The sequence below is a fragment of the Mycobacterium sp. genome, from assembly GCF_049281135.1.
In the GTDB taxonomy this organism is placed as follows: domain Bacteria; phylum Actinomycetota; class Actinomycetes; order Mycobacteriales; family Mycobacteriaceae; genus Mycobacterium.
The window spans coordinates 1-16023 of the sequence record NZ_JBAPRN010000366.1 but is presented as its reverse complement, the minus strand read 5'-3'; the positions used below and the strand labels follow the sequence as shown (position 1 = coordinate 16023).

General features: G+C 66.4%; 14 protein-coding genes and 2 pseudogenes. 11 read left to right on the top strand and 5 right to left on the bottom strand.

Features of this window, described 5'->3' with window-relative positions:
* The 4 genes and pseudogenes from WAN02_RS14725 to WAN02_RS14710 all read left to right on the top strand — a co-directional run.
* Positions 1-185: pseudogene (locus tag WAN02_RS14725) on the top strand (hypothetical protein); the annotation flags it as partial.
* A 72-nt stretch (positions 186-257) separates the two neighbouring features.
* Entirely contained in the window at positions 258-1004 is a 747-nt protein-coding gene (fabG1, locus tag WAN02_RS14720; protein ID WP_422264940.1) for a 3-oxoacyl-ACP reductase FabG1, read from the top strand.
* A gap of 24 nt (positions 1005-1028) precedes the next feature.
* The gene (gene inhA, locus WAN02_RS14715) at positions 1029-1838 is read left to right on the top strand and encodes an NADH-dependent enoyl-ACP reductase InhA (RefSeq protein ID WP_422264937.1); all 810 of its coding nucleotides are present in this window, start codon (positions 1029-1031) and stop codon (positions 1836-1838) included.
* A gap of 19 nt (positions 1839-1857) precedes the next feature.
* Complete coding sequence (locus WAN02_RS14710) at positions 1858-2895, top strand: ferrochelatase (protein ID WP_422264936.1); 1038 nt, start codon at positions 1858-1860, stop codon at positions 2893-2895.
* Here WAN02_RS14710 and WAN02_RS14705 read toward each other — a convergent pair.
* The gene (locus WAN02_RS14705; protein WP_422264939.1) at positions 2861-3721 is read right to left on the bottom strand and encodes a hypothetical protein; all 861 of its coding nucleotides are present in this window, start codon (positions 3719-3721) and stop codon (positions 2861-2863) included. The genes WAN02_RS14710 and WAN02_RS14705 overlap by 35 nt on opposite strands.
* A 58-nt stretch (positions 3722-3779) precedes the next feature.
* On the opposite strand from WAN02_RS14705, the gene WAN02_RS14700 reads away from it, so the two are divergent.
* The 4 genes and pseudogenes from WAN02_RS14700 to WAN02_RS14685 form a co-directional block, all read left to right on the top strand.
* Positions 3780-4211: an NfeD family protein gene (locus WAN02_RS14700; protein WP_422264935.1), complete on the top strand. Its 432-nt coding sequence runs from the start codon at positions 3780-3782 to the stop codon at positions 4209-4211.
* A gap of 26 nt (positions 4212-4237) precedes the next feature.
* The gene (locus tag WAN02_RS14695) at positions 4238-5377 is read left to right on the top strand and encodes an SPFH domain-containing protein (RefSeq protein ID WP_422264934.1); all 1140 of its coding nucleotides are present in this window, start codon (positions 4238-4240) and stop codon (positions 5375-5377) included.
* Between the two features lies 1 nt (position 5378).
* Positions 5379-5735: a DoxX family protein gene (locus tag WAN02_RS14690; RefSeq protein WP_422264933.1), complete on the top strand. Its 357-nt coding sequence runs from the start codon at positions 5379-5381 to the stop codon at positions 5733-5735.
* Between the two features lie 143 nt (positions 5736-5878).
* Positions 5879-6170 (top strand): annotated as a pseudogene (locus tag WAN02_RS14685) (MFS transporter); the annotation flags it as partial.
* A 1091-nt stretch (positions 6171-7261) separates the two neighbouring features.
* Here WAN02_RS14685 and WAN02_RS14680 read toward each other — a convergent pair.
* Genes WAN02_RS14680 through WAN02_RS14665 form a run of 4 tightly spaced genes read right to left on the bottom strand, consistent with a single transcriptional unit; the run spans position 7262 to position 10819 of the window.
* Positions 7262-8023 (bottom strand): TVP38/TMEM64 family protein, encoded by a 762-nt coding sequence (locus WAN02_RS14680; protein WP_422264932.1) that lies wholly within the window; start codon positions 8021-8023, stop codon positions 7262-7264.
* A gap of 35 nt (positions 8024-8058) precedes the next feature.
* Positions 8059-8628, bottom strand: coding sequence for a NifU family protein (locus WAN02_RS14675; RefSeq protein ID WP_422264931.1), 570 nt, complete (start codon positions 8626-8628; stop codon positions 8059-8061).
* Complete coding sequence (gene feoB / locus WAN02_RS14670) at positions 8625-10538, bottom strand: ferrous iron transporter B (protein ID WP_422264930.1); 1914 nt, start codon at positions 10536-10538, stop codon at positions 8625-8627. Before feoB ends, WAN02_RS14675 begins: the two co-directional genes overlap by 4 nt.
* Positions 10535-10819: a FeoA family protein gene (locus tag WAN02_RS14665; protein ID WP_422264929.1), complete on the bottom strand. Its 285-nt coding sequence runs from the start codon at positions 10817-10819 to the stop codon at positions 10535-10537. The genes feoB and WAN02_RS14665 overlap by 4 nt, the downstream gene beginning before the upstream one ends.
* Before the next feature lie 179 nt (positions 10820-10998).
* Between WAN02_RS14665 and mutA the strand changes: the two genes are divergently transcribed.
* The 3 genes from mutA to meaB all read left to right on the top strand — a co-directional run.
* Positions 10999-12888 carry a methylmalonyl-CoA mutase small subunit gene (gene mutA, locus WAN02_RS14660; protein WP_422264938.1) on the top strand — a complete coding sequence of 630 codons (1890 nt, stop codon included), beginning with the start codon at positions 10999-11001 and terminating at the stop codon, positions 12886-12888.
* A gap of 5 nt (positions 12889-12893) precedes the next feature.
* The gene (gene scpA, locus WAN02_RS14655; protein ID WP_422264928.1) at positions 12894-15149 is read left to right on the top strand and encodes a methylmalonyl-CoA mutase; all 2256 of its coding nucleotides are present in this window, start codon (positions 12894-12896) and stop codon (positions 15147-15149) included.
* A 4-nt stretch (positions 15150-15153) separates the two neighbouring features.
* The coding region (gene meaB, locus WAN02_RS14650; RefSeq protein WP_422264927.1) for a methylmalonyl Co-A mutase-associated GTPase MeaB at positions 15154-16023 on the top strand (870 nt) is incomplete at its 3' end.

The following is a 16023-nucleotide window of genomic DNA, read 5'->3' as shown; positions in this document are numbered from 1 at the left end:
GTGGCAACCACTACGACGCGTCGAACTTGCAGGAGCTCAAGCAGGTTTACGCCTCACTGCAGCAGCAGATCGGTTACGAGACGATCAAGGGCGATGCCAGTGTCGGATGGCTGCGGTTGGGTTCGCTGGTGCTGGCGCTGGCCGCGCTGGCGGCATTGCTGATCAATCGGCGGTTGCCGACCTAGTTCCGTTGCACACCAACGTCGGGCGATTTCGGCCCGGCTGTGGTCAGGCGATAGGTTGTCGGGGTGACTGACGTGGCCACTGACCTCCCAGCCGACGGCGGCAAGCCCGCATTCGTATCCCGTTCTGTACTGGTCACCGGCGGAAACCGGGGGATCGGGCTGGCGATCGCACAGCGGCTGGCCGCCGACGGCCACAAGGTGGCGGTCACGCACCGCGGATCCGGGGCACCCGAGGGGCTGTTCGGCGTCGAGTGTGATGTCACCGACAACGACGCCGTGGATCGTGCCTTCAAGATGGTGGAGGAGCACCAGGGTCCGGTCGAAGTGGTGGTGTCCAACGCGGGCGTCTCGGCCGACGCGTTTCTCATCCGGATGACCGAAGAGCGATTCGAAAAGGTCATCGACGCCAACCTCACCGGCGCGTTCCGGGTGGTCCAGCGGGCATCGCGCAGCATGCAGCGAAAGCGGTTCGGCCGGTTGATCTTCATCGGTTCGGTGTCCGGCAGCTGGGGCATCGGCAACCAGGCCAACTATGCGGCCTCAAAGGCCGGAGTGATCGGCATGGCCCGCTCGATCGCCCGAGAGCTGTCCAAGGCGAATGTGACGGCCAACGTGGTCGCCCCGGGTTACATCGACACCGACATGACCCGCGCGCTGGACGAGCGGATTCAAGAGGGGGCGCTGGAGTTCATCCCGGCGAAGCGGGTCGGTACCGCCGCCGAGGTCGCCGGCGTGGTCAGCTTCCTGGCGTCCGAGGACGCGAGTTACATCTCCGGTGCCGTGATCCCGGTCGACGGCGGCATGGGTATGGGCCACTGACGATTACACAATTGAAGGACGGATATGGCAGGACTGCTCGAAGGTAAACGGATCCTGGTCAGCGGGATCATCACCGACGCGTCGATCGCATTTCACATCGCCAAGGTGGCCCAGGAACAGGGCGCGCAGCTGGTGTTGACCGGATTCGACCGGCTGCGGCTGATTCAGCGCATCGCCGACCGGCTGCCGGAGAAGGCTCCGCTGATCGAACTCAACGTGCAGGACGAAAAGCACCTCGACACCCTGGCCGAGCGCGTGACAGCCGAGATCGGCGAGGGCAACAAGCTTGACGGCGTCGTGCACTCGATCGGCTTCATGCCGCAGACGGGGATGGGTATCAACCCGTTCTTCGACGCGCCCTACGAGGACGTCTCCAAAGGCATTCACATCTCGGCGTACTCGTACGCCTCGCTGGCCAAGGCGCTGCTGCCGATCATGAACCCGGGTGGTTCGATCGTCGGGATGGACTTCGACCCCACCCGGGCGATGCCGGCGTACAACTGGATGACGGTGGCCAAGAGTGCGCTGGAATCGGTCAACCGGTTCGTGGCGCGCGAAGCCGGCAAGCACGGCGTGCGCTCGAATCTCGTTGCCGCCGGACCGATCCGGACCCTGGCGATGAGCGCCATCGTCGGCGGTGCGCTCGGCGACGAGGCCGGCGCCCAGATGCAGCTGCTCGAAGAGGGCTGGGACCAGCGCGCGCCGATCGGCTGGAACATGAAAGACCCGACGCCGGTGGCCAAGACGGTGTGCGCCCTGCTGTCCGAGTGGCTGCCGGCCACCACCGGGTCGATCATCTACGCCGACGGCGGCGCCAGCACGCAACTTCTTTGAGCAAAGCTCTGAGGCGCTAATGGATTTCGACGCCGTACTGCTGCTGTCCTTCGGCGGGCCTGAAGGCCCGGAGCAGGTACGGCCGTTCCTGGAGAACGTTACCCGTGGCCGGAATGTGCCGCCGGAACGCCTCGACGAGGTGGCGCAGCACTACCTGCACTTCGGCGGGGTATCGCCGATCAACGGGATCAACCGGGATCTGGTCGCGCAGCTGCAAGATGTGCTGGACATTCCGGTCTATTTCGGCAACCGGAACTGGGATCCTTACGTCGAGGACGCCGTTGCCACCATGTGCGACAACGGGATTCGGAGCGCGGCGGTGTTCACCACCTCGGCGTGGAGTGGATACTCCGGCTGCACCCAGTATTCCGAGGACCTTGACCGGGCCAGGCGGGCCGCCGGGCCTGGTGCGCCCGAGTTGGTCAAACTGCGGCGATATTTCGATCATCCGCTGTTCGTCGAGATGTTCGCCGACAACATAGCGACCGCCGCGCGCACGGTGCCGAAGGATGCACGGCTGGTGTTCACCGCGCACTCGGTACCGGTGGCCGCCGACGACCGGCTCGGCCCCAAGTTGTACAGCCGCCAAGTGCATTATGCCGCAGGGCTTGTCGCTGCGGCTGCGGGTTACATCGACTACGACCTGGCCTGGCAGTCGCGCTCGGGGCCGCCGCAGGTGCCGTGGCTGGAGCCAGACGTCGCCGATCATGTTGCCGCGCTCACCGAGACGGGCACCACGTCGGTCATCGTCTGCCCGATCGGTTTCGTCGCCGACCATATCGAGGTGGTGTGGGATCTCGACACCGAGTTGCGCGAACAGGCCGACGCGGCGGGCATAGCGTTCGCGCGGGCCGCAACGCCCAACGCCGACCCGCGATTCGCTCGGCTCGCGGTGGACCTCATCGACGAACTACGTTGCGGCCGTGCGCCCGCGCGAGTGGTCGGGCCGGATCCGGTGCCCGGTTGCGCGGCGGGCATCAACGGCGAGTCGTGCCGTCCGCCGCACTGTGTCGCCGATCGGGTCAGCTCTGCCACGCGGCGTGCAGAATCGCGCTGAGCGCGGCCGTTCTCGCCGACCGCACGACCGATGCCAGTGGCCGCAGCGCGTCGGTGGCGATCTGGGTCTCGGACAGCGACTGCGTGCCGATTCGGGACAGTCCGGCGCTGACCGTGATGATCGCGTCGACGTGTGCCGCGTTCTCCAGCACCCGTAAGGCGCGCGACGGGGCGGGTTCGGGAACCTGATGCTGCCGTGTGGATTCCAGCAACTGCTCCACCAACCCGCGCGGATCGTCGACGTCGACGCCGGCCGACCCCAGCCCGATGGTGCTCAGGGCAGTGGCGGCGGACCGCACCGCTGACCGCAACGTGTATTCGGCCTCACCCAAGTCGATGTGGTCGATCACCGGGGCGCCGGGCAGCGAGTACACCGTCCACGACAGCGTGCACAGCTCGGGGATCACGAGTTCGTCGTCGTCGGATTCGTCGTAGCCGTATTCGGGCACCAACCCGACGGCGAGGCTGGGATCTTCGGGATGCGTGACGATCACGGCCTCGCCTGCCGCCAGCGCGTCACGCTCGAACTGCGTGCCCGGGGCCAGCCCGCGGACATCGCCGGGAACCGGCAGCGCCACCCTGATCGACGGTGTGCCCGTGGCGGCCCGTCCGGCCGCCGTGCGCAACGTCTGCAGCAGCGATACCGCGCCCGCATCGTTGATGTCCGGCCACGGCAGCCCAGTGTGTCCTGCCGCGACGGCATCATACGCGGTGACGGAATGTGATGGCGCCCAACAGGATAACGCGTCGAGGACGTCGTCGGGCGCGGCCTTGCCGGCAAGCCAGGCATTGGCCCAGACCGAGAGCGTTGCGCTTGGGCACCACATGGTTTCGCAGTCTAGTTGTTCGCCGTGACCAAGGCCGGTCACGCGATATCCTGACGGCATGTCTGCGCCTGTGATCTGGCTGATCGTCGCCTTGGGGCTGGCTGGTGCGGAGGCAGTGACCGGCGACATGTTCCTGCTCATGCTGGGTGGTGGCGCGTTGGCCGCCGCCGGATCCAGCTGGCTGTTCGATCTGCCGATCTGGACCGATGGCGCGGTTTTCCTGGCGGTGTCGGTGCTGCTGTTGGTGCTGGTCCGACCCGCGCTTCGGCGACGTCTGACCCCTGCGAAGAGCCTGACGACGGGCATCGAGGCGCTAGAGGGTAAAAGCGCTCTGGTGCTCGATCGCGTGGCCCGCGACGAGGGTCAGGTCAAAGTCGACGGTCAGGTATGGACCGCGAGACCATTGAATGAGGGTGACGTATTCGAACCCGGCGAACGCGTGACGGTCATGCATATCGATGGGGCCACTGCGGTGGTCTGGATCCCGTAAACCTCTGAGAGCTTTAGGAGAATTCCATGCAAGGTGCAACTGCCGGGCTGTTGTTGTTCGCGGTGTTGGTGGTGTTCGCGATCATCGTGGTGGCCAAGTCGGTGACGCTGATCCCGCAGGCCGAAGCGGCGGTGATCGAACGGCTGGGCCGCTACAGTCGCACGATCAGCGGGCAGCTGACCCTGCTGATCCCGTTCATCGACCGGGTCCGCGCCCGTGTCGACCTCCGCGAACGGGTGGTGTCGTTCCCGCCGCAGCCGGTGATCACCGAGGACAACCTGACCCTGAACATCGACACCGTGGTGTACTTCCAGGTCACCGTTCCGCAGGCGGCTGTCTACGAGATCAGCAACTACATCGTCGGCGTCGAGCAGCTGACGACCACCACCCTGCGCAACGTGGTCGGTGGGATGACGCTGGAGCAGACCCTGACCTCCCGCGACAAGATCAACGGTCAGCTGCGCGGCGTGCTCGACGAGGCGACCGGCCGGTGGGGCCTGCGGGTGGCCCGGGTGGAGCTGCGCAGCATCGACCCGCCACCGTCGATTCAGGCCTCGATGGAAAAGCAGATGAAGGCCGACCGGGAGAAGCGGGCGATGATCCTGACCGCCGAAGGGAACCGGCAGGCCGCGATCACCGAGGCCGAGGGCGCCAAGCAAGCGCAGATCCTGGCCGCTGAGGGCGCCAAGCAGGCCGCGATCCTGTCCGCCGAGGCCGGCCGGCAGTCTCAGATGCTGCGCGCTCAGGGTGAGCGCGCCGCGGCGTACATGCGGGCGCAGGGGCAGGCCAAGGCAATCGAGAAGACGTTCGCCGCGATCAAGGCCGGCCGGCCCACCCCGGAGATGCTGGCCTACCAGTATCTGCAAACCCTGCCGGAGATGGCGCGCGGCGATGCCAACAAAGTGTGGGTGGTGCCCAGCGACTTCAATGCGGCGTTGCAGGGTTTCGCCAAGCAGCTGGGCACTCCGGGCCAGGACGGGGTATTTCGGTTCGAGCCGTCGCCGGTCGACAACACCCCGCCGCCAGAGCACGACGACGAGGACATGGACGGCTGGTTCTCCACCGAGACGGACCCGGCGATCGTGCAGGCGGTGGCCAAGGCAGAGGCGGACGCGCGTCTGACGGCGGAGGGCACCCTGCCGCCGCAGCACGAACTGAGGCAGTGATGTGGGCGGTCTGACGTCACCGAAAACGTATGCGGCCCTTGCGGCCTTCCAGGCCGTGGATGCGGTTGGATGCGCAATCCCGGTGCCGCCGATCGCGAGAGCCCTTGACACGTTGGGTGTGCCGCACAACATTCGGTGGATCCTGCCGGCGGCCAAGGCCGCTTCTGTCGTCGGTCTGCTTGCCGCCGGCCGGATCCCGGCATTGGCGCGCCTCACCACGGCGATGCTGACGCTGTACTTCGTGCTCGCGGTGGGCGCACACGTTCGCGTTCGTGATCGCCTCGTGAATGCTCTCCCGGCGGCGGCGTTCTTGGCCACCTACGCCGCCCTGACCTGGAAAGGACCAGACCCGGGTTAGTGCGGGTTGATCACTGTCGCTTTCGAATCGGCAGGTAATGGGTATCTGACCGGTTGATGAACACGGCGCGCCGGCTTACTGGTCTGAGTCGGCGGCGCCGTAGCTGGACCCGGGACCAGATCCAGGTCACCGACCCCGAAGTGATGCGCCGGTCCATCAAGGGCGCCTCGATCGGCAACTTCATGGAGTGGTACGACTTCGGGGTCTGCGGCTACATCGCCACCACAATTGCGCAGGTGTTTTACCCCGGCGACAGCGTCAGCGCGGTCCATCTGATCGCCACCTTCAGCACCTTGGCGGCGGCTTTCGTGGTGCGTCCGGTGGGCGGGTTCATTTTCGGTCCACTCGGCGACCGCATTCGGGCGCAAGCGGGTGTTGGTGATCACGATCGCGCTGATGACGATCGGTACGACCGGGACGGGTTTGTCCGGCACCGGCAACCTCATGGTGCCGGCGTAGATGTTGATGGTCGCGGGATTGGGGGCGTGGTGACCCTCGTCTTCACACCGGCAGTCGCTGGTCGCCGGCTGCCGGGATCGCCACCGTCGGTCGAAGACCGAGCAGGAGGCCCGCGAGTTGTTGCAGGGCTGCGATTAGTGGCGCATCCGGCCGCTGATCGGTCAGGAGATCATGGAGTTTTGGTCGTCTCCGTCATGCTGCCGCCACCGCCGTGGGGGCCACCGCCGCCGCTGTGCGGGACGGCCCCGCTCGTGGGCGCCATGCTCATGCCCGGCATGTCCGGTGCCGGTTGGCTCGGGGACGGGGGTGGATCCAACGGCGCTGCGCTGACAATGCCTACCCCGGACATCAGTGGTGATATGGCGACGCCGGCAGCGATTGCCGCCGCGCTCGCCGCGCGCTTGAGATTCATCGGCTTTCGCTTCCCGTGCAGGTTTTCTGTTGACCTTGCTGATCAGCGGCTACCCAGGTAACGCTCGAACCAATCCGGCAACAGCGCGCAACGATGTTGCCATCGGATTAACTGCTGCCCGTTCTGGTGTCGGCCCGCTCGCGGTTCGGCGACAGCAGACTCGGGCACTCAGCCCGGCGCCGCTGGCGGTGGGCTGCCAACGGGACACTGCGGCAGGTATCCCGGCATACCGCCCCCGCCTCGGGGGCTTCCGCCCCCGCTGCGCCCGTATCTCCAGCATTTCTCGGCCGGAATGCCCGGCGGGGGACCGCCCGGATCTTGGTGGAAGGCTGGTGCCGACGGGGGTGGGTTCAATGCGGTGGCGCTGACAAGCCCCAACCCGCTCGTCACTGCTGACAGGATGACACCGGCGGCGATCACCGCCGCGGCGGTCAAGTTCTTTGGGTTCATTGTGCGTGTGCCTCCCCGGACTCGCACCACGCTGGTTACTAGCTGCCTAGTCGGCTACGCGGAAAACCACCAACAGCGAACGCGTCGCTACCGGCTTGCCGTAATGAATAGTTAAGAACCCCAGTCTATATGTGATGCGCACCTATTGCGAGGAATGCTCGAAGCGGAAACGCGCAGGTCCGGATCCAACCTGACCGGACGCCGTTCAGCTGCGAAGTGCCGCCTCGGGGGCGTCGTCGACGTCTGTCACCGCGGCTTGGTGATGTCGCCGGTATTGCCGAATCTCGTACGCCAACAACGCGAGCCCGACCAGACCCGTGCTCAGCGACACCAGAAAAAGCAGTGGGCTGACGTCACCGGTGAGCGCATCACCCAGAAGCACCACGGCCGCAGTGCCGGGAAACAGACCCACGACGGTCGCCAGCGCATAGGGCAGCACCCGCACGCCGGATGCTCCGACGGCGTAGTTCAGTGGCGCGAACGGCAGCACGGGGATCAGTCGCAGCGAGAGGACCGCCAGCCAGCCTCGCTCGCGCAGACGGGTGTCGACCCTGTCGACTGCCTGATGGCGAACCAACCGGCTGAGCTGCCAGCCGGCGGCTCGGACCAGCACCAGCGCGATCATCGCGCTGGCAGTGCTGGCAGTGACCGCCAACGCGATGCCGAGCAGCGGACCGAACAGCAGTCCGGCGGCCAGGGTGAACGCGGTACGGGGAACCGGCAACACGGTCACCACGATGTGCGCGGCCAGAAACGCCAGCGGGAACCACGGCCCCATCGACGTCGACCAGTCCCGCAGTTCCATCGCCGAGGGCAGATGAACAAGCAGCGCGACCGCGACCAGGATGACCATCACGGCGCCGGTGAGCACCAGCCGACGCTTGGAGACCTGACGCGCGGTCACGGCCACCGCGGAGCCCAGCGGACGCAGCGCGTCCGCGATTCTGCTGCCGGCGGGGCCCGTCACAGGGTGCAGCCTACGGTCCAACGGTGAACAACCGGTCAGCGGACGATCAACGACAGCAGCTTCCTGCCCAATGGCACTGGCGCTGAGCTGTTCTCGCTGTTCACCGTGATGTGTCGACCGGATCGCAGCCGCAGCTCACGCTGCAGTTTGTCGTGCAAAGTGCTAGCCGCGGCCGGGCACCCGCGACACGCGCCTGATAACCGGACGTTCACGTGGTCGCCCTCGACCGACACCAATTCGATCGAGCCGCCGTGTGATTCGGCGAGCGCGCCGATCGGTCCGGCGAGCAGCTCGGCGGTGATCGCGGCCAGCCCGGTGTCGTCGTCGGGTGCGGCATCCACGCGCCACCCGGCCGGATCCAGCAGCGCGTCGCAGAGGGCGTCGCGAACGTCGTCGCCCAACTCGCGCCAGCTGTTGCCGGCGCGCAGCGTGATCAGCACATCGCCTGTGCGGACCTGAATCTCGTCGATTACCCCGCCGTCGAGCATTCCGCCCAGGCGCCCCGGAGCCTGACGCACCGTGCCTCTGGCCGGCAGCCGGTCTTCGGCGACCACCCAGCGCAGCTGTTGCGGATTGGCGGTGGCGGTGGCGTGGATCGGAATCATGCGCCCACACCGATCGCAATCGAGCGCGCGGCGAACGCCATCACCCAGGCGAGGACAAACATGTAGCCGAACGCGAAGGCGGGCCAGCGCCACGAATTGGTTTCGCGGCGCATCACCGCGATCGTCGACATGCACTGCAACGCGAACATGAAATAGACCATCAGCGCGATGACCGTGGGCGCGGTGAAAATCCGATGGCCGTGCTCGTCGGTCATGCCGGCCAGCGCTGCATGCGGATCCTCGGGATCCGCGGCCGCCGACACCTGGCCCAGGGTCGACACGAAAACCTCGCGCGCCGAGAGTGATCCGACCAGAGCGATATCGGTCCGCCAATCGAAGCCCAGCGGAGCGAACAGCGGCTCGACGGCGTGGCCCACGTCGGCGGCGTAGCTGTGATTCATCACGTATGCGGTGGCATCGGTCGGGGACATCCCGCGGGTCTGCGCCTCGCGGACGGGCAGACTGAGCAGCGCCCACAACACCAAAGAGGTGGCCAGAATGATGGTTCCCGCCTTACGCAGGAACACCCTGGCTGCGCTCCACATCGCGGCCAGCATCGCCTTCGGGGACGGCAGGCGGTAGGGCGGCAGTTCCATCGTGAACGGCAACAGATCGCCGCGCAGAATCGTCGACTTGACCAGCGACGCTGCGATCAGCGAGGACAGCCCGCCGCCCAGGTAGAGCAGGAACATCGTGACGCCCTGTGCGCTCAGTCCCCACCACCGTATTTCCGGTGCCACCAGCAGGCCGACCAGCAATGTGTACACCGGCAGCCGCGCCGAGCACGTCATCAACGGCGCGGTGACGATGGTAGCGATCCGGTCCTTGGACGACGGCAACGTCCGGGTCGCCATGATTCCCGGGATCGCACAGGCAAATGACGAGAGCATCGCGACGAACGCGCGTCCCTCCAGCCCGGTCCTGGCCATCACCCGGTCCATCAAGAACGCCGCGCGCGACATGTAGCCGACGCTCTCCAGGAATGCGAGCAGGCAGAACAGCAACACGATCTGCGGGATGAACTGCAGCACGGTCCCGACGCCGCCGATGATTCCCTGGCTGAGGAGTCCACGCAGGACCGGATTGCCGACGTGCTCGGCGACCTGTCCGCCGAGCCAGGTCAGCGCGTTGCCGATGCCGTCCCGCAGTGGGGCCGCGGCAGTGAAAAGGACCTGAAAGAAGTAGAACATCACCGCGAAGAAGGTGACGGTGCCCCAGAGCGGGTGCAGCAGCACCCGGTCGATTCGGCGGGTGCGCCGATCCGGGTGCGGAGCAACATAATCGGCCGCATCGAGCACGGACTGGCCCCACGCGTCGATGGCGTCCTGACCGGGCGGGGGAAGCACCGGCGGCCGTTGCCACTGCTCGAAGGACGCCAGCTGGGCCCGCAGGTCGTCGATTCCCGACCCATGGTTCGCGACGACCGCGGCCACCGGGATGCCCAGCGCCGTCGACAACGCCTCGACGTCGATTCGGCCGCCGCGGGAGCTCAGTTCGTCGCCCATGGTGAGCGCCAGCAGGCACGGTAGGTCGAGCCGGAGCACCTGGCCGATCAGCAGGATCGACCGGCGCAGGGTGGTCACGTCGGCGACCAACACCAACGCGTCCGGCCGGGCGATGTCCGGATACTTGCCGGCCAGCAGGTCCGTCACCACCTGCTCGTCCGGGCTGATCGGGTCGAGGCTGTAGGTGCCGGGCAGGTCTTCCACGGCAATCGCGACACCGTCTACGGTGGTGGTGCCGACGCTGCGTCCGACGGTTACTCCCGGGTAGTTACCCGTCTTGGCGCGCAACCCGGTCAGATGGTTGAAGACGCTGGTTTTGCCCGCGTTCGGACTGCCGACCAACGCCACCCGCCGCATGCCGGCCAGGGCAACCGGGGAGTCGGTGACGTCATGGCACGCGGTCATGGATCCACTTCGGGAACGACTTCGATGAGCTGCGCCTCGCGGCGGCGCAGACACAACTCGGTGTCCTGCACGCGATAGATGGTCGGGTCACCAAGCGGTGCCCGGCGGATCACATCGACGCGGGCGTTCGCACGAAAGCCCAACTGCCCCAAGCGATTCGCGACTATTGGGTTGGCTTGGGCGGCCGTGCCCACCACGGTTGCCCGCGTTCCGGGTGTCAGCTGAGCAAGCGCAATCACCGAGCCGGTTTGATCGCCTGCGCCCTGCGGTCGAGTACGCATGATCGCCCTAACGTTAGCCGCTCTACCTTAGTAAGGTACTCCTCACTCGAGCGGGTCGTTGTGGCTCGTCAGACCGGGTCGCCGCAGGTTGTGCGGTCACGCCACCGAGCATCATTTAGCCTGGTGGTCGGGTGACAGACCACTATCGGGTTGTCACGTACTGGGACAAGGAGCCGCCGGTGTCAGTCGATGTGTCCGCTGAACCTGCCGATCTCGAGCAGGCCCGCGCCAGATGGCGCACGGCGGTGGCCGGGGTCCTGGCCAAGAGCACGAAGCTAGACGCCACTGAAATAGAAGCACTCGGGCCGGAGCCCGAGCAGATGCTGGAAACGCCGACCTACGAGGCGGTCGCGATTCGGGCGCTGTACACCGCGCTCGACGAGCTGCCCGAGCCGCCGCTGCCGGGCGAGTGGCCCTACCTGCGTGGCGCCGACGCGTTGCGCGACGTCAAGTCCGGGTGGAGGGTCACCGAGGCCATTCCAGCCAACCGGGTGGCCGGGGTGGCGGCGGAGGAGGTCAACTCCGCGGTGCTCGCCGCGCTCACCGAAGGTGTCAGCGCGCTCCTGGTCCGGGTGGGGGAGTCCGGTGTATTGCCCGCACAGCTGGAGAAGGTGTTCGAAGGCGTTTATCTGAGCATGGCCCCGGTGATTCTCGATGCCGGCGTCGATTACCAGACCGCCGGCGATGCCTTGCTCGAATTGGTCAGCCGCGTCGAGCCCGATCAGCGCGCAATCCTGTCGGTCGACCTGGGGGCTGACCCTCTCACCGCGGCGCTCAGCGAGCGGCCCGCGCCCGAGCTGCGGGAAGTCGTCGGCATGGCAATGCGGCTGGCCGACGACCACGGTGTGCGGGCGATCACCGTCGACGGGCCCGCGTTCCACAATCTCGGCGCCAACGCGACATGGGAGCTCGCCGGCAGCATCGCCGCCGCGGTGGCCTACCTGCGGGTGCTCACCGAATCCGGCCTGCCGGTGGCCAAGGCCTTGGCGCAGATCAGTTTCCGGCTGGCCGCCGACGACGATCAATTCCTGACGATCGCCAAGATCCGGGCGCTGCGACGGTTGTGGGCGCGAGTCGCGGAGGTTGTCGGCGATCCTGACCACGGTGCGGCCGTCGTCCACGCCGAAACGTCGCTGCCGATGATGACGCAACGCGACCCTTGGGTGAATATGCTGCGCACCACGCTGGCCGCCTTCGGCGCCGGGGTCGGCGGCGCGGACACCGTGCTGGTGTTCCCCTTCGACGTCGCGATCGAAGGCGGATTCCCCGGCATGGCCGCTAGTTTCGCGCGCCGAATGGCCCGCAACATCCAGCTGCTGCTGCTCGAGGAGTCACACGTCGGCCGGATCCTGGACCCGGCCGGCGGGTCGTGGTTCGTCGAGGACCTCACCGACCAACTGGCCAACCACGCCTGGCAGACCTTTCAAACCGTCGAGCAGCACGGCGGCTTCGTCCACGCACATGACTACATCGCCGGCCAGATCGCTGAGATCGCCGCCCGGCGTACCGACGACATCGCCCACCGCAAGACGGCGATCACCGGCGTCAACGAATATCCGAACCTCACCGAACCAGCTCTACCGCAGAGTGATTCGTCATATTCACCGCTCGCAGCGGGCAAACTCATCCGCTACGCCGCGCAGTTCGAAGCGCTGCGCGACCGTTCCGACGCCTACCTTGCCCGCACCGGGTCGCGCCCACAGGCGCTGCTGTTGCCGCTGGGTCCGCTGGCCGAACACAACATCCGTACGACATTCGCGTCAAACCTGCTTGCCTCCGGCGGCATCGAGGCGGTCAACCCGGGGACCGTCGATGCCGGCGGTGTCGTCAAAGCGGTCACCGACGCGGGTTCACCGTCGGTGGCGGTGCTCTGCGGCACCGACTCTCGCTACGGCACCGAGGCGTCCGCAGTCGTCGAGGTGGCCCACAACGCGGGGGTGTCCCATGTCTGTCTGGCCGGGCCACAGAAAGCGGTGGCCGACGCAGATCACCAACCCGATGAGTTTCTGACCGCGAAAATCAATGCGGTGGAGGCTCTTTCACATCTGCTCGACCGGTTGGGGGCTTAGCCACGATGACCACCACCACGCCTGTAGTAGGCAGCTTCGCCGATGTACCGCTGCACAGCGACCGCATCGTAGCGCAGCCGACCGAAGACGCAGTGGAACAGCACGTTGCGGCGGCTGCTGCCGCGCACTGGTACACACCCGACCAACTGGTCTGGCACACACCGGAAGACATCGACGTCAAACCGGTGTACATCGCCGCCGACCGGGCCGCCGTCGAGTCCGGCGGATATCCGCTGAACACCTTCCCGGGCGAACCGCCCTTTGTCCGCGGCCCCTATCCGACGATGTATGTCAACCAGCCCTGGACGATCCGGCAGTACGCCGGGTTCTCCACGGCCGCGGAGTCCAACGCGTTCTACCGGCGCAACCTCGCCGCCGGACAAAAAGGTCTGTCGGTGGCTTTCGACCTCGCCACCCACCGTGGGTACGACTCGGACCATCCGCGCGTGCAAGGCGACGTCGGAATGGCCGGTGTGGCAATCGATTCCATCCTCGACATGCGTCAGCTGTTCGACGGAATCGACCTGTCGACGGTGTCGGTGTCGATGACGATGAACGGCGCCGTGCTGCCGATCCTGGCACTGTACGTGGTAGCCGCCGAGGAGCAGGGGGTGCCGCCGGACAAGCTGGCCGGCACCATCCAGAACGACATCCTCAAAGAATTCATGGTGCGCAACACCTACATCTATCCACCGAAGCCCTCGATGCGCATCATCTCCGACATCTTCGCCTACACCAGCGCCAAGATGCCGAAATTCAACTCCATCTCGATCTCCGGCTATCACATCCAAGAAGCCGGTGCTACAGCCGATTTGGAGCTCGCCTACACACTTGCCGACGGTGTCGACTACATCAAGGCGGGCTTGGACGCCGAGCTCGACATCGACAAGTTCGCGCCCCGGCTGTCCTTCTTCTGGGGCATCGGCATGAACTTCTTCATGGAGGTGGCCAAGCTGCGGGCCGGTCGGCTGCTGTGGAGCGAGCTGGTCGCAGAGTTCAACCCCAAGAGCGCGAAATCGCTGTCGCTGCGCACACATTCACAGACTTCCGGCTGGTCGCTGACGGCTCAGGACGCGTTCAACAACGTCGCGCGCACCTGCATCGAGGCGATGGCCGCGACCCAGGGACACACCCAGTCGCTACACACCAACGCACTGGACGAAGCGCTGGCGTTGCCCACCGATTTCTCGGCCCGCATCGCCCGCAACACCCAGCTTGTCCTGCAGCAAGAGTCCGGCACCACCAGGCCGATCGACCCCTGGGCCGGCTCGTACTACGTGGAATGGCTGACCTATCAACTCGCGCAGCGGGCGCGCGCACACATCGCCGAGGTCGCCGAGGCGGGCGGGATGGCCCAGGCCATCAACGACGGTATTCCGAAGCTGCGCATCGAAGAAGCGGCCGCGCGGACTCAGGCCCGCATCGACTCCGGTACCCAGCCGGTGATCGGGATCAACAAGTACCAGGTGGAAGAAGATCAAGAGGTCGAGGTCCTCAAGGTCGAGAACAGCCGGGTGCGCGCCGAGCAACTGGCCAAACTCGAGGAACTGCGGGCAAGTCGGGACCAGTCGGCAGTTGAGGCCGCGCTGGCCGAGTTGTCTCGTGCCGCCGCAGCCCACGGTCGGGCCGGTGAGGATGGACTTGGCAACAACCTGTTGGCGCTGGCTGTCGATGCGGCACGCCACAAGGCCACGGTCGGCGAAATCTCCGACGCGCTCGAGAAGGTGTACGGGCGCCATCAAGCCGAGATCCGTACCATCTCCGGGGTCTACCGCGACGAAGCTGGAGGTGGAAACATGACTTCCTTCTCTGACGCCACCGGCTTAGTCGAGAAGTTCGCCGAGGCCGACGGTCGGCGGCCACGGATCCTGGTGGCCAAAATGGGGCAGGACGGCCATGACCGTGGGCAGAAGGTGATCGCAACGGCGTTCGCCGACATCGGATTCGACGTCGACGTCGGTGCACTGTTCTCCACGCCGGACGAGGTCGCCCGTCAAGCCGCGGATAACGACGTACACGTGGTCGGCGTGTCCTCCCTGGCGGCCGGTCACCTCACATTGGTGCCCGCGCTCCGCGACGCACTGGCCGAAGTGGGTCGCTCCGACATCATGGTGGTGGTCGGCGGTGTCATCCCACCGGGGGACTTCGACGAGCTGTACGCGGCGGGCGCGACGGCGATCTTCCCGCCGGGCACGGTGATTGCGGACGCCGCGATCGATCTGCTGCACAAGCTGGCCGAACGACACGGGTACACCCTGTAGCCAGATGGCAACTGAAAACGGCGACAGCATAGACAAACTCGCCGCGGCGGTGCGCGACGGCGATCGCTCGGCGCTACCGCGGGCGATCACGCTCGTCGAGTCGACCCGCGCCGATCACCGCGACCGCGCACAGCAGTTGCTGCTGCAGCTGATGCCCGCCGCCGGCAATGCCCTGCATGTCGGGATCACCGGGGTGCCGGGAGTCGGCAAGTCGACCACCATCGAGGCGCTCGGGATGCACTTGATCGGCCGCGGCCATCGCGTGGCGGTCCTGGCTGTCGACCCGTCGTCGACCAGAACCGGGGGATCGATTCTCGGCGACAAGACTCGAATGCCTCAGCTGGCAGCGCATCCGGACGCCTACATCCGCCCGTCGCCGACGTCGGGCACGCTCGGCGGCGTGGCCAAGGCCACTCGGGAGACGATCGTGCTGCTGGAGGCCGCCGGGTTCGACGTGATCCTGGTGGAGACCGTCGGTGTCGGTCAGTCCGAAGTCGCGGTGTCCAACATGGTCGACACCTTCGTCTTTCTGACGCTCGCGCGCACTGGCGATCAGCTGCAGGGCATCAAAAAAGGTGTGCTGGAACTCGCCGACATCGTGGTGGTCAACAAGGCCGACGGCGATCACTTGACGGAGGCGCGCAAGGCCGCGCGCGAACTTTCCGGGGCGATCCGGTTGATCTATCCCCGTGAAACCCTTTGGCGTCCACCGGTGCTGACTATGAGCGCATTGGAAGGCACTGGGCTGGAAGAGTTGTGGGACACCGTCGAGCGACACCGGGATGTGCTCACCGAGGCGGGGGACTTCGAGGCGCGCCGGCGGGCCCAGCAGGTCGACTGGACCTGGCAGATGGTTCGCGACACGGTGCTGGAC